The sequence below is a fragment of the Streptomyces sp. 6N223 genome, assembly GCF_052246635.1.
In the GTDB taxonomy this organism is placed as follows: Bacteria; Actinomycetota; Actinomycetes; order Streptomycetales; family Streptomycetaceae; genus Streptomyces.
Genome location: NZ_JBQQCA010000040.1, coordinates 25,744 through 47,281 on the forward strand (window position 1 = coordinate 25,744; position 21,538 = coordinate 47,281).

20 protein-coding genes are annotated in these 21,538 nt (G+C 72.5%); 10 read left to right on the forward strand and 10 right to left on the reverse strand.

Features of this window, described 5'->3' with window-relative positions:
- Positions 1-3 precede the first annotated feature (3 nt).
- Entirely contained in the window at positions 4-579 is a 576-nt protein-coding gene (locus ACTWQH_RS22745; RefSeq protein WP_443288545.1) for a hypothetical protein, read from the reverse strand.
- A gap of 277 nt (positions 580-856) precedes the next feature.
- Here ACTWQH_RS22745 and hemL point away from each other — a divergent pair, with 277 nt between their 5' ends.
- From hemL to ccsB, 6 genes are all read left to right on the forward strand, one after another.
- Positions 857-2,251 carry a glutamate-1-semialdehyde 2,1-aminomutase gene (gene hemL, locus ACTWQH_RS22750; RefSeq protein WP_443288546.1) on the forward strand — a complete coding sequence of 465 codons (1,395 nt, stop codon included), beginning with the start codon at positions 857-859 and terminating at the stop codon, positions 2,249-2,251.
- 66 nt (positions 2,252-2,317) lie between these two features.
- On the forward strand, positions 2,318-2,980 hold the full coding sequence (locus ACTWQH_RS22755) for a histidine phosphatase family protein (protein ID WP_443288585.1): 663 nt from the start codon (positions 2,318-2,320) through the stop codon (positions 2,978-2,980).
- A 64-nt stretch (positions 2,981-3,044) separates the two neighbouring features.
- Positions 3,045-3,644, forward strand: coding sequence for a TlpA family protein disulfide reductase (locus ACTWQH_RS22760; RefSeq protein ID WP_443288547.1), 600 nt, complete (start codon positions 3,045-3,047; stop codon positions 3,642-3,644).
- Between the two features lie 4 nt (positions 3,645-3,648).
- Positions 3,649-4,434: a cytochrome c biogenesis CcdA family protein gene (locus tag ACTWQH_RS22765; RefSeq protein WP_443288548.1), complete on the forward strand. Its 786-nt coding sequence runs from the start codon at positions 3,649-3,651 to the stop codon at positions 4,432-4,434.
- A gap of 5 nt (positions 4,435-4,439) precedes the next feature.
- Positions 4,440-6,539: a cytochrome c biogenesis protein ResB gene (gene resB / locus ACTWQH_RS22770; RefSeq protein ID WP_443288549.1), complete on the forward strand. Its 2,100-nt coding sequence runs from the start codon at positions 4,440-4,442 to the stop codon at positions 6,537-6,539.
- Positions 6,536-7,648, forward strand: coding sequence for a c-type cytochrome biogenesis protein CcsB (ccsB, locus tag ACTWQH_RS22775; RefSeq protein WP_443288550.1), 1,113 nt, complete (start codon positions 6,536-6,538; stop codon positions 7,646-7,648). The genes resB and ccsB overlap by 4 nt, the downstream gene beginning before the upstream one ends.
- 33 nt (positions 7,649-7,681) lie before the next feature.
- Here the strand turns inward: ccsB and ACTWQH_RS22780 are convergent, their stop codons facing one another.
- Positions 7,682-8,152: a PLD nuclease N-terminal domain-containing protein gene (locus ACTWQH_RS22780; protein ID WP_443288551.1), complete on the reverse strand. Its 471-nt coding sequence runs from the start codon at positions 8,150-8,152 to the stop codon at positions 7,682-7,684.
- A gap of 103 nt (positions 8,153-8,255) precedes the next feature.
- Between ACTWQH_RS22780 and ACTWQH_RS22785 the strand changes: the two genes are divergently transcribed.
- Positions 8,256-9,707, forward strand: coding sequence for a menaquinone biosynthesis decarboxylase (locus tag ACTWQH_RS22785; protein ID WP_443288552.1), 1,452 nt, complete (start codon positions 8,256-8,258; stop codon positions 9,705-9,707).
- On the forward strand, positions 9,704-10,612 hold the full coding sequence (gene mqnP / locus ACTWQH_RS22790; protein WP_443288553.1) for a menaquinone biosynthesis prenyltransferase MqnP: 909 nt from the start codon (positions 9,704-9,706) through the stop codon (positions 10,610-10,612). Before ACTWQH_RS22785 ends, mqnP begins: the two co-directional genes overlap by 4 nt.
- Before the next feature lie 35 nt (positions 10,613-10,647).
- On the opposite strand, the gene ACTWQH_RS22795 is transcribed toward mqnP, so the two are convergent.
- The 4 genes from ACTWQH_RS22795 to ACTWQH_RS22810 all read right to left on the reverse strand — a co-directional run bounded on the left by ACTWQH_RS22795 (position 10,648) and on the right by ACTWQH_RS22810 (position 14,399).
- Positions 10,648-11,604, reverse strand: coding sequence for an isopenicillin N synthase family dioxygenase (locus ACTWQH_RS22795; protein WP_443288554.1), 957 nt, complete (start codon positions 11,602-11,604; stop codon positions 10,648-10,650).
- Positions 11,601-11,834 (reverse strand): DUF397 domain-containing protein, encoded by a 234-nt coding sequence (locus ACTWQH_RS22800; protein WP_443288555.1) that lies wholly within the window; start codon positions 11,832-11,834, stop codon positions 11,601-11,603. Before ACTWQH_RS22800 ends, ACTWQH_RS22795 begins: the two co-directional genes overlap by 4 nt.
- Positions 11,835-12,012: 178 nt before the next feature.
- On the reverse strand, positions 12,013-12,924 hold the full coding sequence (locus ACTWQH_RS22805) for an META domain-containing protein (protein ID WP_443288556.1): 912 nt from the start codon (positions 12,922-12,924) through the stop codon (positions 12,013-12,015).
- Between the two features lie 65 nt (positions 12,925-12,989).
- Positions 12,990-14,399: a cytochrome gene (locus ACTWQH_RS22810; RefSeq protein WP_443288557.1), complete on the reverse strand. Its 1,410-nt coding sequence runs from the start codon at positions 14,397-14,399 to the stop codon at positions 12,990-12,992.
- Positions 14,400-14,713: 314 nt separating this feature from the next.
- Here ACTWQH_RS22810 and ACTWQH_RS22815 point away from each other — a divergent pair, with 314 nt between their 5' ends.
- Complete coding sequence (locus ACTWQH_RS22815) at positions 14,714-15,550, forward strand: S1 family peptidase (protein WP_443288558.1); 837 nt, start codon at positions 14,714-14,716, stop codon at positions 15,548-15,550.
- Positions 15,551-15,681: 131 nt separating this feature from the next.
- Here the strand turns inward: ACTWQH_RS22815 and ACTWQH_RS22820 are convergent, their stop codons facing one another.
- The 4 genes from ACTWQH_RS22820 to ACTWQH_RS22835 all read right to left on the reverse strand — a co-directional run bounded on the left by ACTWQH_RS22820 (position 15,682) and on the right by ACTWQH_RS22835 (position 20,295).
- On the reverse strand, positions 15,682-17,157 hold the full coding sequence (locus ACTWQH_RS22820; RefSeq protein WP_443288559.1) for an arylsulfatase: 1,476 nt from the start codon (positions 17,155-17,157) through the stop codon (positions 15,682-15,684).
- A 181-nt stretch (positions 17,158-17,338) separates the two neighbouring features.
- On the reverse strand, positions 17,339-18,796 hold the full coding sequence (locus ACTWQH_RS22825; protein ID WP_443288560.1) for an arylsulfatase: 1,458 nt from the start codon (positions 18,794-18,796) through the stop codon (positions 17,339-17,341).
- Positions 18,797-18,919: 123 nt separating this feature from the next.
- A complete protein-coding gene (locus ACTWQH_RS22830) occupies positions 18,920-19,765 on the reverse strand; it encodes an alpha/beta fold hydrolase (RefSeq protein WP_443288561.1) in 846 nt (281 codons plus the stop codon).
- A gap of 41 nt (positions 19,766-19,806) precedes the next feature.
- Positions 19,807-20,295: a DUF6069 family protein gene (locus ACTWQH_RS22835; RefSeq protein ID WP_443288562.1), complete on the reverse strand. Its 489-nt coding sequence runs from the start codon at positions 20,293-20,295 to the stop codon at positions 19,807-19,809.
- 191 nt (positions 20,296-20,486) lie between these two features.
- Here ACTWQH_RS22835 and ACTWQH_RS22840 point away from each other — a divergent pair, with 191 nt between their 5' ends.
- Positions 20,487-21,404 carry an aminoglycoside phosphotransferase family protein gene (locus tag ACTWQH_RS22840; RefSeq protein ID WP_443288563.1) on the forward strand — a complete coding sequence of 306 codons (918 nt, stop codon included), beginning with the start codon at positions 20,487-20,489 and terminating at the stop codon, positions 21,402-21,404.
- The last annotated feature ends 134 nt before the right edge of the window (positions 21,405-21,538 follow it).

Consider the following 21,538-nt stretch of genomic DNA (forward strand, 5'->3'; position numbering starts at 1 on the left):
AGCCTACGGCCACACCAGGCAGTACGGCTGGTGGCCCGCCTCGTGGAGGCGGCGGGAGAAGTCCTGCCACTCGTTGAGCAGCTTGTAGACGCCGAAGGCGTCGCTGGGGCCGCTGCGGTCGGGCACGGTCGACCAGATGAACGCCGCCGCGCCCATGGTCTCCTCGCCGATGCCGCGCAGCGGGTCCACCACGGTGGTCGGCAACTTCACCACCGCGTAGTCGGGGTGCAGCACGACCAGCTCAAGTGGCGGCACCCGGTGCAGGGGTATGCCCTCGATGCCGGTGAGCACCATCGCCGCCATGGTCTCCGGCTTGATGCGGGTGAACATCCCCTGGCCCAGCTCGTCCCCGCCCAGCTCCTCCGGCCGCATCGACAGCGGCACGCGCGCCGCCGTGGCGCCGTCCGGCGCGCCGAAGTACTTGTAGGTGACGGTCATGCGACCACCACGGCCGCGGAACTCGCCCTCGCCGTCCTCCGACCGGCGGCGGTGGCGCCCACGCCTGGACGCACGCGCGCGTGGCACCGGGTCCGGCTCGAGGTCACCGGTGCCCTCGCCCACTCCGCCACCGCGCTGCATGTCACCACCCGACTGTCCGTCGCACTTCTCCGCCGACCGCTCGGCTGATCACCCGCCCGACCGTCCGACCGCCCGATCGCCCGGCCGTCCGATCACTCGGCCGTCCGCTCCCGCCCCACCACCCCCGTCACGCGGCCGATGACACGAGCGACTCGGCTGCGGGCGATGACGAGCGATCGAGCACGAGCGATTCAACACGATCATCGTTTCAGAGACCTCCCCCGCTCAGCGCCGGTGAAACGCCCGGACACCGAGACGTGTGACTCTCTCTGCCACCATGGATCGCGTGACCGATTCCGCCGAATCCCTCTCCGCTTCCCGTGACCCCGAAGGGGCCGCCGAAAACGTCGAAGCACCAGTCTCGCAGAGACTGTTCGCGCGCGCCGCAGCGGTGACGCCAGGTGGCGTGAACTCTCCGGTGCGGGCCTTCGGCGCCGTGGGCGGTACGCCCCGCTTCATGGCGTCTGGTGAGGGTGCGTACCTCACCGACGCCGACGGCCGGCGTTACGTGGACCTCGTCTGCTCCTGGGGCCCGATGATCCTCGGACACGCCCACCCCGCCGTGATCGAGGCCGTCCAGGCGGCCGTGGCGCGCGGCACGTCGTTCGGAACGCCGACCGAGGGCGAGGTGGCGCTGGCCGAGGAGATCGTGGCCCGCGTGCCGCCGGTGGAGCAGGTTCGCCTGGTCTCCTCCGGCACCGAGGCGACGATGTCCGCGATCCGGCTGGCACGCGGCTTCACCGGCCGCGCGAAGGTGGTGAAGTTCGCCGGCTGCTACCACGGCCACGTCGACGCGCTGCTGGCCGCCGCCGGCTCCGGCCTCGCGACCTTCGCGCTCCCCGACACCCCCGGCGTCACCGGCGCGCAGGCCGGGGAGACCCTGGTCCTGCCCTACAACGACCTGGACGCCGTGCGCGCCGCCTTCGCCGCGCATCCCGACGAGATCGCCTGCGTCATCACCGAGGCCGTGCCCGGCAACATGGGCCTGGTGCCGCCGCTGCCCGGCTTCAACCAGGGCCTGGCCGACCTCGCCCGCGAGCACGGCGCGCTGCTGATCTCCGACGAGGTGATGACCGGCTTCCGCGTCGGCAGGCAGGGCTGGTATGGCATCGAGGGCGTCAGGCCCGACCTGATGACCTTCGGAAAGGTGATGGGCGGCGGCTTCCCGGCGGCGGCGTTCGGCGGTCGGGCGGACGTGATGGCGCAGCTCGCGCCCGCCGGGCCGGTCTACCAGGCCGGGACGCTCTCCGGTAACCCGGTGGCCACCGCCGCCGGCCTCGCCCAGCTCCGGCTGCTGGACGACGCGGCGTACGCCCTGCTGGACGCCACATCCGCCGAGCTGCGCGGCCTGGTGGGGCAGGCGCTGGCGAAGGAGGGCGTGCCGCACGTCGTGAGCAACGCCGGCAACATGTTTTCCGTCTTCTTCACTGACGGCGACACCGACGGCGAGGCGTCGGCCGTCACCGACTTCGAACAGGCCAAGGCCCAGCAGACCTTCCGCTTCAAGGCGTTCTTCCACGCCATGCTCCGGCAGGGGGTCTACCTGCCGCCCTCGGCGTTCGAGGTGTGGTTCGTCTCCACGGCCCACGACGGGGAGGCGCTGGAGCGGATCGCCGCGGCGTTGCCGGCGGCGGCCCGGGCCGCCGCCGAGGCCGCCCCCAGTGACGAGTGACGTGACAGGAATGAGAGATTTGTCGATATGTCGAGCAGCAGCGATTCGATGGACCCGATGGACCCGATGGACCCGGCAGACCCGGCAGACCCGACGACCGTGACGGTCGTCCACGTCATGCGGCACGGCGAGGTGGACAACCCCACCGGGGCGCTCTACGGGCGCCTCCCCGGCTACCACCTCTCCGAGCTCGGGCGCCGGATGGCCGAACGGGTCGCCGAACACCTCGCCGCCCGCGACATCACCCACGTCGTCGCCTCCCCCCTCGAACGCGCTCAGGAGTCCGCCGAGCCCATCGCCAAGGCGCACGGCCTGACCACCGCCAGCGACGCCCGCCTCATCGAGGCCGCCAACGTCTTCCAGGGCAGGACCGTCGGCGTCGGCGACGGCGCGCTGCGCTCCCCCCGCAACTGGTGGCACCTGCGCAACCCCTTCCGGCCCTCCTGGGGCGAGCCCTACATCGACCAGGTGGTCCGCATGAAGGGCGCCCTCGACGCCGCCCGCGACGCGGCACGCGGCCACGAGGCGGTGTGCGTCAGCCATCAGCTCCCCATCTGGATCCTCCGCAGCTACATCGAACGCCGCCGCCTGTGGCACGACCCGCGCCGCCGGCAGTGCAACCTCGCCTCGCTGACCTCCTTCACCTTCCACGGCGACCGGGTCGTCTCCGTCAGCTACGCCGAACCCGCCCGCGACCTGCTGCCCACCCGCCAGGGGCGGGGCGCCTGAGCACGGCGTTCGGCACCGGCACCCCCGGCCAAGATCGCCTGGCGCCCCATGGGAAACTTTTCACATGATCCAGATCCGGACCCGGGCAAAGCTCGCCCTGGCGGGCGCACTGGCGCTGTCCGCGCTCGCGCTGACCGCGTGCTCCGGTGACAAGGCGGGCCCCTCCGGCGGCGACAGCAACATCGTGCAGGGCACCGGCGAGGTCACCCAGGTCGCCGCCGCCGACCGCGAGGAGGCACCGGACATCTCCGGCGAGACCCTCGACGGCGAGCAGCTCGGCCTCGCCGACTACCGGGGCCAGGTCGTGGTGGTGAACGTGTGGGGCTCCTGGTGCGCCCCCTGCCGCGCCGAGGCGCCGCACCTGGCCGCGGTCGCCGAGGACACCGCCGACCAGGGCGTGGCGTTCCTCGGCATCAACACCCGCGACCTCGACCGGGTCCCCGCCCAGCGGTTCGAGGAGAACTTCGGCGTCACCTACCCGAGCCTGTACGACCCCAGCGGCAAGCTGCTGCTGGAGTTCCCCTCCGGCAGCCTCAACCCGCAGGCCATCCCCTCCACCCTGATCATCGACCGCGAAGGCCGCATCGCCGCCCGCGCCCTCAAGCCCCTCTCCTCGGAGGAGCTGCGCGCGGCCCTGGACCCCGTGATCGCGGAGCAGAGCTGACCCCATGAACGCCGAAGCGCTGGCCGCCGCCCTCACCGGGACCAACCAGACGGTCCTCCACGGCGCCCTGCTGCTCGCGCTGCCGGTCGCGGTCTTCGGCGGCCTGGTGTCGTTCTTCTCCCCGTGCGTGCTGCCGCTGGTCCCCGGCTACCTGTCGTACGTCACCGGCGTCGGCGGCGCCGACCTGGTCGAGGCCAAGCGCGGCCGGATGCTGGCCGGCGCCACCCTCTTCGTCCTCGGCTTCTCCGCCGTCTTCGTCTCCTTCGGTACCTTCTTCGGCACGTTCGGCGCGCGGCTGCTGGAGCACCAGCAGACCCTGACGCGGGTCATCGGCGTGCTGACGATCGTGATGGGCCTGATCTTCACGGGGCTTTTCACCGGCGTGCTGGGCCGGTTCACGCAGCGCGAGTTCCGCATCCACACCCGCCCCGCCATAGGGCTGGCCGGGGCGCCCATGCTCGGCGTCGTCTTCGGCATCGGCTGGACGCCGTGCATCGGACCGACGCTGGCCGCCGTCAACCTTCTCGCCATCAACGAGGCCACCGCCGCCCGAGGCGCCCTGCTGATGGTGGCGTACTGCCTCGGCCTGGGCGTGCCGTTCATCGTCGCGGCGCTCGCCTTCCGCCGCACGCTCGGCGCCTTCGCGTGGATCAGGCGCCACAACCTGTGGGTGATGCGCCTGGGCGGCGCCATGCTGGTGACCACCGGGCTGCTGCTGGTCACGGGCGTGTGGAACGAGATCGTCTACGAGCTCCAGCTCTGGTCGTCCGAGTTCACGGTGGGAGTGTGAGAGCCGTGCCAGCAGACAACCTGCCCGGCGACGCCCCGGACGACGGCGCGCCCGCCGCGCCCGCCGCTGGGGCGGCATCACCGCGCACGGCAGAGCCACCCGCCGGGGGAGACGCGGCCGCCTCGCGCCTCGCGCTCGCGGAGCGCGAACGCGAACGTGGCGGCGGCCGTTCCGGCGACGACGCGGCGGCCGGCGCGTCCTCCGCCGCCCGGCGGGACGCCGGCGCGTCGCGCGTCGCGCTCGCGAAGCAGGAGCGCGGAGGGTCCGCCGACGCCGACGCCGACGCCGACGCCGGCGACGCCGAGGCCGAGGCCGCGGCGGGGCTGAGCACCGCGCCGGTCGAGGGTGATGGCGGCGACGTGCCCGCCGCCGGGGGCGGGGGCGGGCCCGGCGGCGGCTCCTTCGGTGGCGTACGCCGCCCCGGCGCGGCCGGCGGCGCCGCCTGGGTGGCGCGCGAAACCCTCGGCTGGGCCCGGTGGTTCTGGCGTCAGCTCACCTCCATGCGGGTGGCGCTGATCCTGCTCTTCCTCCTCGCCCTCGCCGCCATCCCCGGCTCCCTCATCCCCCAGAACAGCGTCGACTCCCTCGGCGCCCAGAACTTCCGCCGGAACAACGAGAGCCTGGCCGAGGTCTACGACGCCCTCCAGCTCTTCGACGTCTACTCGTCGGTCTGGTTCTCCGCGATCTACATCCTCCTCTTCATCTCCCTCGTCGGCTGCATCGTCCCCCGCACCTGGCAGTTCATCGGCCAGCTCCGCGGCCGCCCGCCCCGCGCCCCCCGCCGCCTGACCCGGATGCCCGCCTACACCACCTGGCGCACCGAGACCGCGCCCGAGGAGGTGCTGGCGGCCGGGAGGGCGTTGCTCGGCAGGAAGCGCTTCAGGACCGACGCGGGCTCCGACTCCCACTCCGGCTACGTCGCCGCCGAGAAGGGCTACCTGCGCGAGGCCGGAAACCTCGTCTTCCACCTCGCCCTCATCGTCATGCTGGTCGCCTTCGCCTACGGCCAGCTCTACCACTCCGAGGGCGGCAAGCTCGTCGTGCGGGGCGACGGCTTCGCCAACACCCTCACCCAGTACGACGACTTCACCTCCGGCTCCCTCTTCGACGTCGACGAGCTGGAGCGCTTCGGCTTCACGCTGGAGGACTTCCACTCCAACTACGCCCGGTCCGGCCCCGACCTGGGCACGGCGACCGAGTTCCGCGCCGACGTCAGCTACTGGACGGCCGACGACCCCGACGCCGAACGCCAGGCGTCGATCGAGGTCAACGACCCGCTGGAGATCGGCAACTCCAAGGTCTACCTCCTCGGCCACGGCTACGCCCCCGTCGTCACCCTCACCGACGGGCAGGGACGCACCGCCTACCACGGCCCGGTGCCGTTCCTGCCGCAGGACGCGGCGTTCACCTCCACCGGCGTCATCAAGGTCACCGACTACGTCGACGAGAACGCCGAGCCCGACCAGCTCGGCTTCCAGGGCTTCTTCAACCCCACCTACGCCATCGACGATGTGCGCGGCCCGCACTCCACCTTCCCCGAGCCCGACCTGCCCGTGCTCACCCTCACCGCCTACCAGGGGGACCTGGGCCTGGACGCCGGCATCCCGCAGAACGTCTACCAGCTCGACACCACCCACATGGAGCAGCTGCGCGACGAGAACGGCGACATCTTCCGCTTCAACCTCGTGCCCGGGCAGTCCATCGAGCTGCCGGACGGCAAGGGCACGCTGACGTTCGAGCGGGTCGACGAGTGGGCGACGCTCCAGATCTCCACGAAGGCGGGCAACGAGTGGGCCCTGACCGGCGCCCTCGCCGCCGTCGCGGGCCTGGCCGCGTCGCTGCTGCTGCAACGCCGCCGCGTGTGGCTCCGCGCCCGCCGCGCGGAGGACGGCGCCACCGTGATCGAGATGGCGTCCCTGGGCCGCACCGAGTCCGCGAAGATCCCCGAGGAGCTCGCCGCCCTCGCCACCGCCCTGCAACCCGTAGCACCGGTGGCACCCGAGGCGCCCGAGGCGCCCGAGGCGCCCGAGGCGCCCGAGGCGCCCGAGGCGCCCGAGGCGCCCGAAGCACCCGTCGCACCATCCGCCCAAGGAGCTAAGCGATGACTTTCGCCGCCAACGAGGGACTGGCCGACACCAGCAACCTGCTGGTGTACTCGGCGATGGCCGTCTACGCCCTGGCGTTCCTGGCCCACATCGCCGAGTGGATCCTCGGCAGCCGCAGCAAGGTCGCCCGCACCTCCTCCGCGCTCACCGGCGAGGGCGAGGGCGAGGGTGACGCGGGGGAGGCGAAGGCGACGCCGCCGGTCACGGTCACCGTCCGCAAGGGCGGCACCACGGCCGTGCTGGAACGCTCCGCCGCGCCCAAGGTCATCACCCGCTCCTCCGTCCCCGGCCGCGAGGACATCCCGGACGGGCCGGGCGCGGCGGGCGGCGACGAGCAGGGCGACACCTACGGGCGCATCGCCGTCTCGCTGACCGTGCTGGCGTTCGCGCTCCACGCCGGCGCCGTGCTGGCCCGCGCCGTCGCGGTGGGCCGGGCGCCGTGGGCGAACATGTACGAGTTCTCGACGTCCTTCTCGATGGTCGTCGTCGGCGCCTACCTCGGCCTGCTGCTGACGAAGCAGAAGGTCCGCTGGCTGGGCCTGCCGCTCATCACCACCGTCCTGCTCGACCTGGGCCTGGCCGTGTCGGTGCTGTACAACGACAGCACCCAGCTCGTGCCCGCGCTCGACTCGTACTGGCTGTGGATCCACGTCTCGCTCGCGATCACCTGCGGCGCGCTGTTCTACCTGGGCATGGTCGCGACCGTGCTGTTCCTGCTGCGCGACCGGTACGAGAGCCGGCTCGTGGCGGGCAAGGAGTCGGGGGCGTTCGCCACGTCGGTGCTGCAGCGCCTCCCGGCGGCCGGGTCGCTCGACAAGTTCGCCTACCGCGTCAACGCGGCCGTCTTCCCCGTGTGGACCTTCACGATCATCGCGGGGGCGATCTGGGCGGAGAACGCCTGGGGCCGCTACTGGGGGTGGGACCCGAAGGAGGTCTGGTCCTTCATCACGTGGGTCGCTTACGCCTGCTACCTGCACGCGCGCGCGACGGCGGGGTGGCGCGGCCGCAAGGCGGCGTACCTGGCGATCGCGGCGTTCCTGTGCTTCCTGTTCAACTACTACGGGGTGAACATGTTCGTGGACGGCAAGCACTCGTACTCGGGCACGTAGGGATTCCGTGGCCGGGGGTGGTGGTGGGGCCGCTCAGCGGGTGGGGGGCGGCGTGTCGTCCGGGCCGCCGCCGTCGTCGCGGCGGCGTACGTCCCCCTCGCGGTCTTCCTCGCGGTCTTCGCGGTCGTCCCGCTCCTCCGGCGCGGCGTCACCCTTGTCGTCCGCCTCAGGCTCCGCCTCCGGCTCGCGCTCCGGGCGCCCCCGCGATCCCTGGTCCAGCGACTGAAGGAACTCGGGGTTGTCGTCCGGTGCCACCCAGCCACCGCCCCCGCCCCCGCGGCGGCCACCGCCCCAGCCCCCGCCCCCGCCCGCGCCACCGGCGCGGTTCCGCTCCCGCCCCATGAAGATCCACGCCAGCGGGCCGACGACCGTCGCCAGCACGATCAGCAGGATCCACACCAGCTTCGGCAGATGCTTGACCTCGTCGTCCTTCGTGCTGATGCAGTCCACCAGCGCGTAGACGGCCAGAGCCAGCGGTACCAGAATGAGCAGCACCCTGAGCATGGTAGACCCCCAGGACGAAAGGACCGGGCCGCGCGCCTCGCGCCGTGAATGAAGCCGCGCCCCCTGACAAGGCCAGCGTAATGCGTCATGAATACTGTGGCGCATGGCATACGACGACCTCCGGGCCCTGCTGAAGGCGCTGGAACGCGAGGGCGACCTCAGGCGGGTCAAGGCCGAGGTTGACCCCCACCTGGAGGTGGGCGAGATCACCGACCGCGTCAACAAGGCGGGCGGCCCGGCCCTGCTCTTCGAGAACGTCAAGGGGTCCGACCTGCCCCTCGCCATGAACGTCTACGGCACCGACCGCCGCCTGCTCAAGGCCCTCGGCCTCGACTCCTACGCCGAGATCGCCGACAAGATAGGCGGCCTCCTCAAGCCCGAGCTGCCGCACGGCTTCGTCGGCATGAGGGAGGCGTTCGGCAAGCTCGCCTCCATGGCGCACGTGCCGCCGAAGAAGGTGAGGAACGCCCCCGTGCAGCAGGTCGTGCACAAGGGCGAGGAGGTGGACCTCGACCGCCTCCCGGCCCTCTTCACGTGGCCGGAGGACGGCGGCTCCTTCTTCAACCTGGGCCTGACCCACACCAAGGACCCCGAGACCGGCGTCCGCAACCTCGGGCTCTACCGCCTCCAGCGCCACGACCACCGCACCATCGGCATGCACTGGCAGATCCACAAGGACAGCCGCAACCACTACCAGACCGCCGCCCGGCGCGGCGAGCGCCTCCCCGTCGCCATCGCCTTCGGCTGCCCGCCCGCCGTGACCTACGCCGCCACCGCGCCGCTCCCCGGCGACATCGACGAGTACCTGCTGGCCGGCTTCGTGCAGGGCAAGCGCGTCGAGCTGGTCGACTGCCTCACCGTGCCGCTCCAGGTCCCGGCCCGCGCCGAGGTCGTCATCGAGGGGTGGCTGGAGCCCGGCGTGATGCTCCCGGAGGGCCCCTTCGGCGACCACACGGGCTTCTACACCCCCCGCGAGCCCTTCCCCGCCCTCACGATCGACTGCGTCACCACCCGCAAGGACCCCCTCCTCCAGTCGATCGTCGTCGGCCGCCCGCCGACCGAGGACGGCCCGCTGGGCCGCGCCACCGAGCGCTTCTTCCTTCCCCTCCTCAAGGTGATCGTCCCCGACATCGTCGACTACCACCTCCCCGAGGCGGGCGGCTTCCACAACTGCGCCATCGTCTCGATCGACAAGAAGTACCCCAAGCATGCGCAGAAGGTGATGTCCGCGATCTGGGGCGCCCACATGATGTCGCTGACCAAGCTGATCGTGGTCGTGGACGCCGACTGCGACGTGCACGACCTGCACGAGGTCGCGTGGCGGGCGTTGGGCAACGTGGACTACGCCCGCGACCTGCTGCTGACGTCAGGACCGGTCGACCACCTCGATCACGCCTCCTACCAGCAGTTCTGGGGCGGCAAGGCGGGCATCGACGCCACCGCCAAGTGGCCCGAGGAGGGCTACACGCGCGACGGCGGCTGGCCGCACATGATCGTCTCCGACCCGGACGTCGCCGAGCGCGTCACCCGCCGCTGGAAGGAGTACGGCCTGTGAGCGCGCCGCCCGTGGCCGAGCCGGGCCCGGCGAGAGGACCGGTCCGGGCGTTCCTGCGCCTGGTCATGATCGAGCACTCGGTCTTCGCGCTGCCCTTCGCCTACATCGCCGCCCTCACCGCGATGCACCTGGACGACGACACCGTCCACTGGGTCGAGCTGCTCCTCGTCACCGTCGCCATGGTGGGCCTGCGCACCTTCGCCATGGCGGCCAACCGGATCATCGACCGCGAGATCGACGCCCGCAACCCGCGCACCGCGCGGCGCGAGCTGGTGACGGGCGCGGTCTCCGTCCACACGGCCTGGGTGGGCGCGCTCATCGCGCTCGTCGTCTTCCTCTCCGCCGCCGCCCTGCTCAACCCGCTGTGCCTGGCGCTGACCCCCGTCGCCGCCGGGCCCATGGTGCTCTACCCCTACGGCAAGCGCTTCACCGACTTCCCGCACGCCATCCTCGGCCTGGCCCAGGCCGCGGGCCCGGTCGGCGGCTGGCTCGCCGTGACCGGCACCTGGTCGTGGGACGCGGTGCTGCTGGGCCTCGCCGTCGGCCTGTGGATCGGCGGCTTCGACCTCATCTACGCATGCCAGGACGTCGCCGCCGACCGCGCCCAGGGCGTGCGCTCCGTCCCCGCCCGCTTCGGGATCGCCGGCGCGCTGCGCGGGTCCCGCGCCTGCCACGTGGTGGCGCTGGCGCTGCTGGCCTGGTACGCCGCCGCCACGGACGGCGGCCCGCTGCTGTGGATCGGCCTGGCCCTCGTCGCCGCCGCCTTCGTCTACGAGCACTCCCTCGTCAGCCCCGACGACCTCTCCCGCGTCAACCGGGCCTTCTTCACCGTCAACGGCTTCGTCGGGATAAGCCTCTTCGTCTTCGCCCTCGCCGACCTGGCGGTGCGCGGCCTCAGCGTCTGATCAGGGTCCGATCAGAGCGTCTGATCGGTGTCCGATCAGTCCACAGCGATGGCGTCCAGCTTGCCGCGCAGGTAGACGTGGCTGTCGAACGGGTCGTACGCCGTCCGGCCGCCCGCCTCCACCGGCAGGGACTCCACCCGCGTCCCGGGGTCGCACTCGAAGAACCACACCAGCGAGATCAGCTCCTCGGTCGGCTCGTCCGCGGGCGGCGGCAGCACCCGGTGCCGCCCCGAGCGCCAGCGGTCGCCGGTCCACCTCGCCATCAGATCCCCGATGTTGATGGTGAGCGCCGCCGCGTCGAAGGGCGCGTCCTCCCAGCCGCCGTCCTCGGTGTGAACCTGGAGGCCGCCGCGGCCCTTCTGCCGGTCGAGGATGGTGATGGTGCCGAAGTCGGTGTGCGCGCCGATCCGGTACTGCCCCGGCTCCACCTCGCCGAGGGCCTCGCGCGCCGGGTACCAGTTGATGTTGAAGCCCCAGGTCGGGTGCCCGGTGTGCCGGGTGAAGAAGTCCGGCCCCTGTCCGAGCGCCACCCCCAGCAGCCCCAGCAGCTCATCCGAAAGCGCCCGCATCCGCGCCACGTACTCCTCGACGAGCGGCCGCAGGCCCGGCACCTCGCGCGGCCAGGCGTTGGGCTTGAACCACTCGGCGTCGACGGCCTCCCGCCCGGTCGGCTCGTCGGCGGCGAAGGACCACGACTCCTTCAGGTCGGGCGGCCCGGGCGTGCCCTCGGCGTAGCTGTTGGCCTCGGCGCCCGGCCCGAGCCAGCCGCGCTCGCCGACCTTGACGGCGTACGGCCGCTTCGCGGCCTCGGGGAGATGGAAGAACTCCCGCGCGCGGGCCCGTATCCCCGCGCGCAGCGCCGGGTCCACGCCGTGCCCGGTCACCAGCAGGAACCCGGCGCGCCGCAGCGCCTCGTCGACGGAGCGCACGACCGCGTCCTTCTCCTCGGCCGTGCCCTCGCGCCACGGCCGCAGGTCGATGACCGGAATCATTCGACACCGTCCACAAAGTGGTCGAACTCGTTGTTCTGCACCCCGAGCACGAACGCATGCCACTTGGCCTGCGTCGTCGTCACGATCTTCTCCGGCTCGTCGGTCTGCCGAATGTGAATCAGGTCCCCCTCGCCCGCGGCCACCTCGAAGCAGTGCTCGTCACTGCCGTCCTCGACCTCCGCCCGGATCCACTCCAGCTTCTCCGCCTGCTCCGGCGTGATCCGCGACATCCCTGACCGCCCTCCTGGCCGTGCGTGCTGTGCGTGCTGTGCGTGCTGTGCATGCTGCGCGTTGTGGATACCACTCACGGTACCGGGCGGACGTCATGGTGTGTCTCCCGTCGTCAGCCGGACCAGGAGGTCCCGATGACGCGGGTCGTTGATGCGCAAGCACCCACGCTGGGGCTTTCTACTCCCGCGTGAACGTGACGTTGTCGCCGTTGCCGGCGGTCAGGGTGAGCCGGTCGCCCGAGTCGGAGACCTCGTACGCCGGGTTGGCGTGGAAGACGCCGAAGATCGCCTCCTCGGTGTCCCCCGCGTGGTCCGGGCAGCCGATCTCGGTGGTGCTCCCATCGATGACCGTGAGCGAGTCCTCGCCCACCTCCACCGTGCCGTGGAACTGGTTGCAGCCGGAGTCGAAGACCGTGTCCGAGCCGCCCTCGGGCGTCGTGGGCGGGTCGATCTCCAGGTAGGCGCGGCGGCCCTCCTCCGGGAACTGGAAGATCGTCTGCTCCAAGCCGACGGTGTAGCCCTCAACCAGCCACCGAACGCCGACGATCGGCGCGGCCTCGTCTCCCTCGCCCTCGCCGCGGACGAGTTCCAGCGTGTCCCCGTTGGCGCTGGTCAGAGTGAGGGCGTCGCCGGAGTCGGAGAGCTCGAAGGCCGGGTCGCTCTCGAAGATCTCGATGGCGCCCTGCTCGAACCGGCCCAGCTCCTCCCCGCACGCCATGAGGGTGCTGACGAACTCCGTGGCGTGGAGCGTGTCGCCCTCGATGCTGATGTCGGTGCCGGCGGAGTTGCACCCGACGTTGAGGCCGGACCTGCCCCCACCGCCCTCCGTGTGCCCGGGGTCGATGACCACCTGGGCGTCGGCGGTCCTCTCCGTCTGCGGCAGGGTGTACGTCTGGCCGTCGAGGGTCAGGCTCCTCGGTATCCATTCGCCGACGACCAGTTCGGCGTCGCTCGCCGCGCTGTCGGCGCTGTCGGCGTTGCCGGAGTCGGCGTTGTCGCCGACCGGTGTCTGCGTCGTGGCCGTCGTCTCCGTGCCACAGGCGGCCAGGGCCAGGGGCAGGGCCGCGGCGGCAAGCATCGCGAGAGTCATGCGTCTGAAGCTCATGCCGGTCGGACGGGGTCGGTCGCGATCGGGTTCCCTCGGAGTTCGCCGGACTAGCCCCGGCCGTGGCGGGCGCGGCGGCGCAGGGTCGCCATCAGGCGCCAGAAGGGGGACGGCCGCTCGGGGCGTTCGGTCAAGGGCCGCTCCCCGGCGGAGGCGTGCTCCTCCTCCACCACGGCGAGCGCCGTCGTCCGCGCCCGGCCCTCCGTCAGGAGATACCGCACCGGCAGCGCCCGCAGCCCGCTGAACAGCGGCGAGGAGCGCCACGGCAGCTGGTCCGCCGGCATCGCCAGCTCCACCTTCTCGAAGTGCGCGAAGAGCCGCTCGATCCCGATCCCCACGATCATGAACGCCAGGTCCTGCGCCGGGCACCGGTGCGGCCCGGCTCCGAAGGACAGGTGCGCGCGCGAGGTCAACAACGCCCCCTGCTGAGCGCCCGCGCCGCCGCCGACGCCCCCCGCGAAGTGCGGGCAGGTGTGCGCCGCCGCCGGCGAGACCATCACCGGGTCGCCCGCCGCTATCCCGAACCGCCCCAGCTCCGTGGGGACGACGGGGAAGCGGAAGGTCATGTTGTGCATGGGCGGGTTGGCGATCGCCGCGTGGTTGATGATCTCGCCGTAGAAGCCGACCTGCATCGTGCTGTGGCGGGCCATGTCCTCGCTCAACGCCTCCACCAGCGTGTTCGCCAGCAGCGAGCCGGTCTCGTCCGCCGTGGTCGCCAGCACCAGGTACAGCTCCCAGGCCAGCTCCTCGTCGCTGATGTCCGGGTCGTGGGCGAGCAGATACGACGGCACGTCCTCCCCGGGCCTGGCACGCTTCTGCGCGACCAGCTCCCGCAGCCCCGCCATCAGCCGCTCGATCGCCTCCGGCCCGTCCGGCCCGGCGTCCAGCACCCGCCACACGTCCATGATCACCTCCTCGCCCTGGGCGACGGGGAAGCCGAGCATGTGGTTGGCGACCATCAGCGGCAGCGGCCGGGCGTACTGCCCGCACAGCTCGGCCATGCCGCCGAGGCCGCCACCGCCGCCCGCGAGGAAGCCGAGCAGCTCGTCGGCGTACCGGACCGTCAGGTCCCGCAGCCGCTGCGCGATCGGGTTGGACAGGTCCTGGAACGGCTCGATCGCCGCCTCCAGCGCGGCGCGCGCCGCCATCCGCCGCTGGTCGTCGAAGAAGATGACCATGTCGCACTCGAGGGCGGGCAGCAGCGGCCAGTCCTTCGGAACGCGGCCCTCGGTGTACGCCCGCCAGTGGGCGAGGCTCTTCTTCCACAGGCTCTCGTCCGTCAGGACGGCCAGCGCCTCCGGATAGTCGAGAACCAGCCACACCGACTGCCCCATCAGGTCGACGGGCGCCACGGCCCCGTACCGCGTCCGCAGCCGGTCGTGGATCTCCGCCCGGCGCCCCGTCTCGTACTCCCTGGTCAGCAGCGGCTCGGCGGGCAGCTCTTCGAGTGGTGTGGACATCGTGCGGACCAGCCCCTGTCGTGACCCCGGTGATCGATGTTGCTGGGATCAACGGAGCGTAGAGAATCGGCCAGCCTTCGGCAACACCGGGGACGTGCAAGGAGGTTATGACACGGAGGCCGTTTGGCCGAGGCGGAGATGAGGAAAAGAAACTGTGCAGCGCTTGTCAGGGACATGTAGCCGCGTAGCCACCCCCCGCCGCACGTGGAAATCCCATCTCCCATCGCTCACCTTGCCTGGAGGCAGCAGTGAGAACGAAGCGCACCATCTCCGTCTTATGCTCCGCACTGATCGCCGCCGCGGCGGCGATCCTGATGCCCGGGACCGCACACGCGGCCCAGGCGGACGGCCGGACCTTCGGCGTCAGCGAGCTGAGGGCCGCCAGCGACGCCGTCGCCGACGCCAGCCCTGGCGGCATCGCATGGGCCGTGGACCGGGCGGGCGGCACCGTCACCGTCATCGCGGACGAGACGGTCTCGGCGGCGGAGCTCGCCGAGATCACCGACAGCGCGGGCGACCTCGCCGACGCGCTGACCATCGAGCGCACCGCGGGCACCTTCGAGCGGTACGCCCAGGGCGGCGACGCGATCTACGCCGACGTCGGATGGCGTTGCTCCCTCGGGTTCAACGTCCGCTCCGGCAGCACCTTCTACTTCCTCACCGCGGGCCACTGCACCGAGGACCCCTACGGCCCCACCCCGCCCTACCCGCTGTGGTCCTTCTCCGACGGCAGCGGCTTCACGGCCGCGTCGAACTTCCCCGGCGACGACTTCGGGCTCGTGCAGTACGACCCGCAGCCCAGCAGCGTGCCCAGCGCGGTGAACCTCTACGGCGGTTCCCAGGCGATCACGTCGTTCGCCAACCCGAGCGACGGCCAGAGCGCGTGCCGCAGCGGTAGCACCACGGGGCTGCACTGCGGCTCCGTGACGGGTCTGGGGTACACGGTGGACTACGGCGGCGGCGACGTCGTCTACGACATGATCCGGACCAACATCTGCGCCGAGCCCGGCGACAGCGGCGGCCCGCTGTTCAGCGGCTCCACGGGCCTCGGCCTCACCTCCGGAGGCAGCGGCAACTGCTCCTCCGGCGGCACGACCTTCTTCCAGCCGGTCGTCGAGGCGGCCAGCTACTACGGCGTGACACTGCCGTAGCGCATGCCCGACTCCGTCGCCTCGCCGCAGCGGTCACCGCACGGCGGCGAGGCGACGTCCGTCACGAGGATGAGGGCGGCGCCTCGCACCCGTACAGCTCGCGCACGCCTGCCACATGTGCAGTCACCCCGTCAGTTCAGGCCCCCAGCCGGGGTCCAGGAGGCGCGGAGCAACGCCGTCAGCTCGGTGACGAGGTCGGGGCGGGCGGTGGCGAGGTTCGTGGTCTCGCCCGGGTCGGCGGCGAGGTCGTACAGCTCGAAGTCCCACAGCTCGTCACGGGCCGACCGGTCGCGCCCGGGGGCGTAGCGGATCGCCTTCCAGTCGCCCAGGCGCAGCGCCTCCGCCAGGCGGTCGATGCGCCCGCCCTCCTCGGCGTTGGCGCGCGGCGTCCGGCCGGGGTCGTTGCGGTACCAGTACAGGTGGTCGTCGTGCTCGTCGGCCGCGCCGTCGCCCTCGCCGGCCAGCAGCGGGGCCGCCGATACGCCGTCGAGCGGGCCCGGCGCGGAGGCGCCCGCCAGGGCGGCGAGGGTCGGCATCACGTCCGTCAGCGGCGTGACCCGGTCGGACACCGTGCCGGGCGCGATCGCCCCCGGCCGCCAGGCGATGAGCGGGACGCGGATGCCGCCCTCGTAGAGGTTGCGCTTGTAGCCGCGCAGCGGCCCGTTGGCGTCGAAGAGATCCGGGTTCGTGCCGCCCTCCTCGTGCGGCCCGTTGTCGCTGGTCACCAGCACCAGCGTCTCGCGCGCCAGACCCAGCCGCCGCAGCTCGTCCACGACCGCGCCGACGAGGCGGTCCAGGCGCGTGACCTGGGCGGCGTGTCCCCGGTCGGCCGGGTTCCACGCGCGGCGCCCGGTGTAGGCGAGGGTGGCCGGGTCGGTGCCGGGGATGCGGCTGGGCGCATGTGGGGCGTTGGGCGACAGGTAGAGGAGGAAGGGCCGGGCGCGTGCGCCGCGCGCCCGCTCGCGCAGGAACGCCAGCGCCCGCCGCTCGAACAGGTCGATGGCGTAGCCGCCCTCGGGCAGCGGCAGGCGGGTGGCGTTGTGCCACAGGTAGTCGGGGAAGTAGTCGTGCGCGTGGCGGTGGCCGATGTAGCCGAAGAACTCGTCGAAGCCGCGGGCGTTCGGGTGGCTGGGCTGGTCGGGCTCGTCCGGGCCGAAGCCCCACTTCCCGATGATGCCGGTGCGGTAGCCGCGCTCGCGCAGCACCTCCGCGAAGGTGGTGTCGGCGTCGCCGAGCGCGGATTGCGGCCCGCCGAAGGGGTTCTCGCGCACGGCCGCGTGCCCGGCGTGAAGCCCTGTCAGGAGCGAGCAGCGGGAGGGTGCGCAGACGGCGGCCGCCGAGTACGCCTGGGTGAAGCGCAGCCCCTCGGCCGCGAGCTGGTCCAGGCGCGGGGTGCGGATGAGGCGCTGGCCGTACGCCCCCAGCTCGCCGTAGCCGAGGTCGTCCGCGGCGATCAGCACGACGTTGGGCGCGTGCCCCGGCCGGCCGCCGACCCGGTGAACGCGCGCGGCGGTGGCGGGAGTCGCCGGGGTGGCGGGCAGCGCGTCAAGGCCGACGATGGCGGTCGAGGCGGCCGAGGCGGCGAGGAACTGGCGACGTGTTGGCAACGAGGGCTCCCGGGACAAGGATCAGCGCACTACGATCGTCCGAGAGTTGTCCTATATGCGAGATTGAGCCCATAAGAAGTCTTCGTTGACCTATGCGGCGTCGCATGACGTCCCGTGACGTCTTGTGACTCGGCGTTGCGCCGCGTGTCGAGAGATTACACCGTCCTGACGGCTTCGCCTGTCACGCCGGCTCCGGCTCCGACCAGGAGGCGCGCATCAACGCCGTCAGCTCGGCCGCGACGTCGGGGCGCGCGGCGGCCAGGTCGGTCGTCTCGCCCGGGTCGGTGGCCAGGTCGTACAGCTCCAGGTCCCACGCCTCGTCCGGCGCGCTCCGTTCCCGCCCCGGCGCGAAGCGGACCGCCTTCCACCGCCCCCGGCGCAGCGCCTCCGCCAGCCGGTCGCCGCGCCCGCGCTCGGCGGCGCGGGCCCGCGGGGTCCAGGCCTTGCCGGCCCGGTACCAGTACAGGTGGTCGTGGTCCGCGGCGACCCCGCCGGCCAGCAGCGGCGCCGCCGACAGCCCGTCGAGCCCGCCGGGCGCCTCGGCCCCCGCCAGCTCGGCCAGCGTCGGCATCACGTCGATCAGCGGCGTGACCCGGTGGGCCACGGCACCCGGGGCGATGGTGCCCGGCCGCCAGGCGATGAGGGGGACGCGGATGCCGCCCTCGTAGAGGTTGCGCTTGTAGCCGCGTAACGGGCCGTTGGCGTCGAAGAAGTCGGGGTCGGTGCCACCCTCCTCGTGCGGGCCGTTGTCGCTGGTGAAGAGGACGAGCGTGTCCCGGGCCACGCGCAGCCGCCGCAGCTCGTCCACGACCGCGCCGACGAGCCGGTCCAGCCGCGTGACCTGGGCGGCGTGTCCCCGGTCGGCCGGCTTCCACGCGCGTCGCCCGGCGTAGGCGCGGGCGGCCGGGTCGGCGCCGGGTATGACGCTGGGCGCGTGCGGCACGTTGGGGGAGAGGTAGAGCAGGAAGGGTCTGCGGCCCGGGCCCTGCTCGGCCGCGTCGCGGATGAACGCCAGCGCCCGCTGCTCGATCAGGTCGATGGCGTAGCCGCCCTCGGGGAGGCGCAGGCGGGTGGCGTTGTGCCACAGGTAGTCGGGGAAGTAGGCGTGGGCGTGGCCGTGGGAGATGTAGCCGAAGAACTCGTCGAAGCCGCGGACGTTGGGGTGGCTGGGCTGGTAGGGCTCCTCCGGGCCGAAGCCCCACTTGCCGACGCACGCGGTGCGGTAGCCGCGCTCGCGCAGCATCTCGGGGAAGGTGGGGTCGGCGTCGCCGAGCGGGAGCTGGAGCCCGGCGGTCGGGTTGCTGCGTACGGCGGCGTGTCCGGTGTGAAGGCCCGTCAGCAGGGAGCCGCGGGAGGGTGCGCAGACGGCAGCGGCGGAGTACGCCTGGGTGAAGCGCATCCCCTCGGCGGCGAGCTCGTCGAGGCGCGGGGTGCGGATGAGGCGCTGGCCGTACGCCCCCAGCTCGCCGTAGCCGAGGTCGTCGGCGGCGATGAGCACGACGTTGGGCAGCCCGCGCAGGCTGCCGCCCTGCGCAGAGCGGAGCCCGTAGAGCGAGACGGGCGCGAGGCCGACGGCGGCCACGACGGCGGAGGCGGCCGAGGCAGCGAGGAACTGACGGCGCGAAGACCGACCGGTCAAGGTGGAACTCCCCCCAGGGAATCGAATGACTGCCTGAAGGACTTCGTCCTGCCGCCCCGGCGTTGCCTCCGTTACCGTGATGTGTCCCTACTAACACATCGTTCCCGAGGGGCGCCCGCGCCCTCAGCCCAGGAACGCCGTCAGGGCCGCCGCGAACCAGTCGCCGTCGTCCAGCCACGGGAAGTGTCCTGCCCCCGGCTGAACGACGAGCCGGGCGTCCGGGAACATCTCGGCGAACTCGGCCAGCCTGCTGGGCGGAGTGGCCAGGTCGACCTCCCCGGCGAGTAGCAACACCGGCGAGGCGAACACCGAGAGCGCCCGACGTGTGGCGCCCGGGTCGAAGGCGTCCGGCGCGCCGAAGACGGCCCCGGCCTCGTCGTTCCGCTGCTTCTCGCCGGCCGCTTCGAGGGCCCGGGCCGCCTCGTCCCACCGGCCGTACTTGAAGGGTGCGACCGCCCGCCAGCTCTCCTGGGTGCCACGCCCGGTCACGATCTCCTGAAGTCCGGCGAACGCCTCCGCGAACCACGGCTCGCCCTCGCGACTCTTCGCGACCTCCAGCCGATCCTCGGGCCCGATCGCGATCCCGACCGCTTCCGTGCCCGGCGTGATCAGCGCGAGCCTGCCGACGTGCTCCGGGTGGCGGGCCGCGTACAGCGCCGCGAGGTTCCCGCCGGCGGAGTGCCCGAGGAGGTGCATGGTGCCCAGCCCGAGGTGCGCGCGCAGCGCCTCGACGTCGTCGACGAGCCGGTCGCAGCGGTAGGTGGCGGGGTCGCTCGGTATCTCCGACTGGCCGGTGCCGCGCAGGTCCAGCGTGATGACCCGCCGGTGCGCGGCCAGCCCGCCGAGGTCGCCGAAGTACGCCGAGTCGCGCATCGGCCCTCCCGGCAGGCACACCAGGGGAGGGCCGTCGCCGTCACCGGAGCGGTGGTAGGCGAGCGCGGTGCCGTCGGGCGCGGAGAAGGTAGGCATGCCCCGGATCCTCTCAGCGGCGTACGGCATGATCAACGCCATCAACGCCGCTGGTGGGTGGCGAGCCGCCGCGTCACCACGGGGATGATCACGGCCGCGGCCACGATGTGGGACAGGGCCAGGACGACCTGGGTGGAGACGGCGGTGTGCGGCGCGACCACCGGGCCGGCGAGGGACAGCGCGGTCAGCGCGACGGTCGTCACGAAGAAGGTGCGGGCGGGCCGCTTGCCCCAGCGCGCGAGGACCACCGCGAGGACGATCCCCGCGACCGCCCAGAACAGCACGCCCCCGGCGAAGCCGCCCACCGGTATCTCCGCGGCCTCCTTCTCCCCGGGACTGGCGGCCTCCATCGGAACGCCGACGCCCCGGGCGGCCAGCCCGAACGCCTCGGTCACGACGGCACCCGCGAGGGTGGCCAGGACGCCGACCTGCCACACCGGCCGGGTGGCGAGGGACGGGATGATGCTCTTGGTCTTGCTCCGGGTCTGGATCTGGATGCCGGTCTGGGTCTGGGCCGCGGTCACGCTCATGGTTCTGACTCCTCGTCATGTCTTCATGTTCTGTGGCTTGGCTGTTCCGCCTTTCATAGAGGTAGACCCGGCCCCGCCGCGGAACTCATCGGTCGCCCGACGCAGAGGTGTCGCGCCACCTTCGCGGCCCGGTTCCGAAGAGAGGCCAAGCTCGGGAGGGGACGGGGACTGCCCGGCTACCGTTGCTCCGCATGACCCGCACCGAGATCGAGATCACAGCGGAGTTGGTCCGGGACCTGCTGCGCGACCAGCACCCTGACCTGGCCGAGCACCCTTTGAAGCTCGGCGCGCGTGGTTGGGACAACCAGCTGTGGCGGCTCGGCGACGACCTCGCCGTCCGGTTGCCCTGGGCGACACAGGCCGCGGACGCGCTACTGCGCAAGGAGCACGCCTGGCTGCCCGCTCTCGCCCCGCACCTCCCGCTGCAGATCCCCGTCCCGCAGCGCCTCGGTGAGCCCTCCGAGCGGTTTCCGCGGCCCTGGATCGTCACCACCTGGGTGCCGGGCGAGCCCGCCGACCGCGCCCCCGCCACGCGCGCTGCGGAGGCGGCCGATACCTTGGCCCGCTTCCTGACAGCTCTGCACCAACCCGCCCCTGACCGGGCACCCGCCGACGAGCACGGCCGCGGGGGGCCACTGGCCGCCAGCGCCGAGCAGTTCGAGAGGCAGCTCGCCTCGGCCACCGAGCTGGGGCTGATCCCCGACTCGGACGCCGTCCGCGCGGTCTGGGAAGACGCCGTCGCCGCGCCCGACTGGACGGGCCCGGCGCTGTGGCTCCACGCCGACCTGCATCCGGCCAACGTCCTCACCGAAGGCGGCACCTTCTGCGGCGTGATCGACTTCGGCACCCTCTGCGCGGGCGATCCGGCCATCGACCTCGCCGCTCCTTGGATACTGCTGCCGGACGGCGCCGCCGACCGCTTCCACGAGGCCTACCGGCCAGCCGCGGACGCCGCGACCCTGCGCCGCGCCCGCGGCTGGGCGGTGCTGCGCGCCCTCAGCGGCATCTGCGTCGGAGAGGCCGGCGTCCGCGGCCGCCGTGGGGGCAAGGCCACCTGGGGCCCACCGGCTCACACCGCGCTGCGACGCCTGATCGCAGCGTTCCGCTGAACGACCGGCCGAGCAGGCTCCCGAAGCGAGGCGGGTGGACTGCTGCGTTGGAGCAGGCCGGGTCACCAGGGCCCGCGGCCCGGCCGAAATCCGCTTGAGGGCCGGCGAGGCCGCGGCTACAGTCCCTCGCGTGA

Coding starts and splice junctions, on each gene's coding strand:
- ACTWQH_RS22745 (WP_443288545.1), bottom strand. CDS start 579: ATGCAGCGCGGTGGCGGAGTGGGCGAGGGCACCGGTGACCTCGAGCCG.
- hemL (WP_443288546.1), top strand. CDS start 857: ATGGATCGCGTGACCGATTCCGCCGAATCCCTCTCCGCTTCCCGTGAC.
- ACTWQH_RS22755 (WP_443288585.1), top strand. CDS start 2,318: ATGGACCCGGCAGACCCGGCAGACCCGACGACCGTGACGGTCGTCCAC.
- ACTWQH_RS22760 (WP_443288547.1), top strand. CDS start 3,045: ATGATCCAGATCCGGACCCGGGCAAAGCTCGCCCTGGCGGGCGCACTG.
- ACTWQH_RS22765 (WP_443288548.1), top strand. CDS start 3,649: ATGAACGCCGAAGCGCTGGCCGCCGCCCTCACCGGGACCAACCAGACG.
- ccsB (WP_443288550.1), top strand. CDS start 6,536: ATGACTTTCGCCGCCAACGAGGGACTGGCCGACACCAGCAACCTGCTG.
- ACTWQH_RS22780 (WP_443288551.1), bottom strand. CDS start 8,152: ATGCTCAGGGTGCTGCTCATTCTGGTACCGCTGGCTCTGGCCGTCTAC.
- ACTWQH_RS22785 (WP_443288552.1), top strand. CDS start 8,256: ATGGCATACGACGACCTCCGGGCCCTGCTGAAGGCGCTGGAACGCGAG.
- ACTWQH_RS22795 (WP_443288554.1), bottom strand. CDS start 11,604: ATGATTCCGGTCATCGACCTGCGGCCGTGGCGCGAGGGCACGGCCGAG.
- ACTWQH_RS22800 (WP_443288555.1), bottom strand. CDS start 11,834: ATGTCGCGGATCACGCCGGAGCAGGCGGAGAAGCTGGAGTGGATCCGG.
- ACTWQH_RS22805 (WP_443288556.1), bottom strand. CDS start 12,924: ATGACTCTCGCGATGCTTGCCGCCGCGGCCCTGCCCCTGGCCCTGGCC.
- ACTWQH_RS22810 (WP_443288557.1), bottom strand. CDS start 14,399: ATGTCCACACCACTCGAAGAGCTGCCCGCCGAGCCGCTGCTGACCAGG.
- ACTWQH_RS22815 (WP_443288558.1), top strand. CDS start 14,714: ATGCCCGGGACCGCACACGCGGCCCAGGCGGACGGCCGGACCTTCGGC.
- ACTWQH_RS22830 (WP_443288561.1), bottom strand. CDS start 19,765: ATGCCTACCTTCTCCGCGCCCGACGGCACCGCGCTCGCCTACCACCGC.
- ACTWQH_RS22835 (WP_443288562.1), bottom strand. CDS start 20,295: ATGAGCGTGACCGCGGCCCAGACCCAGACCGGCATCCAGATCCAGACC.
- ACTWQH_RS22840 (WP_443288563.1), top strand. CDS start 20,487: ATGACCCGCACCGAGATCGAGATCACAGCGGAGTTGGTCCGGGACCTG.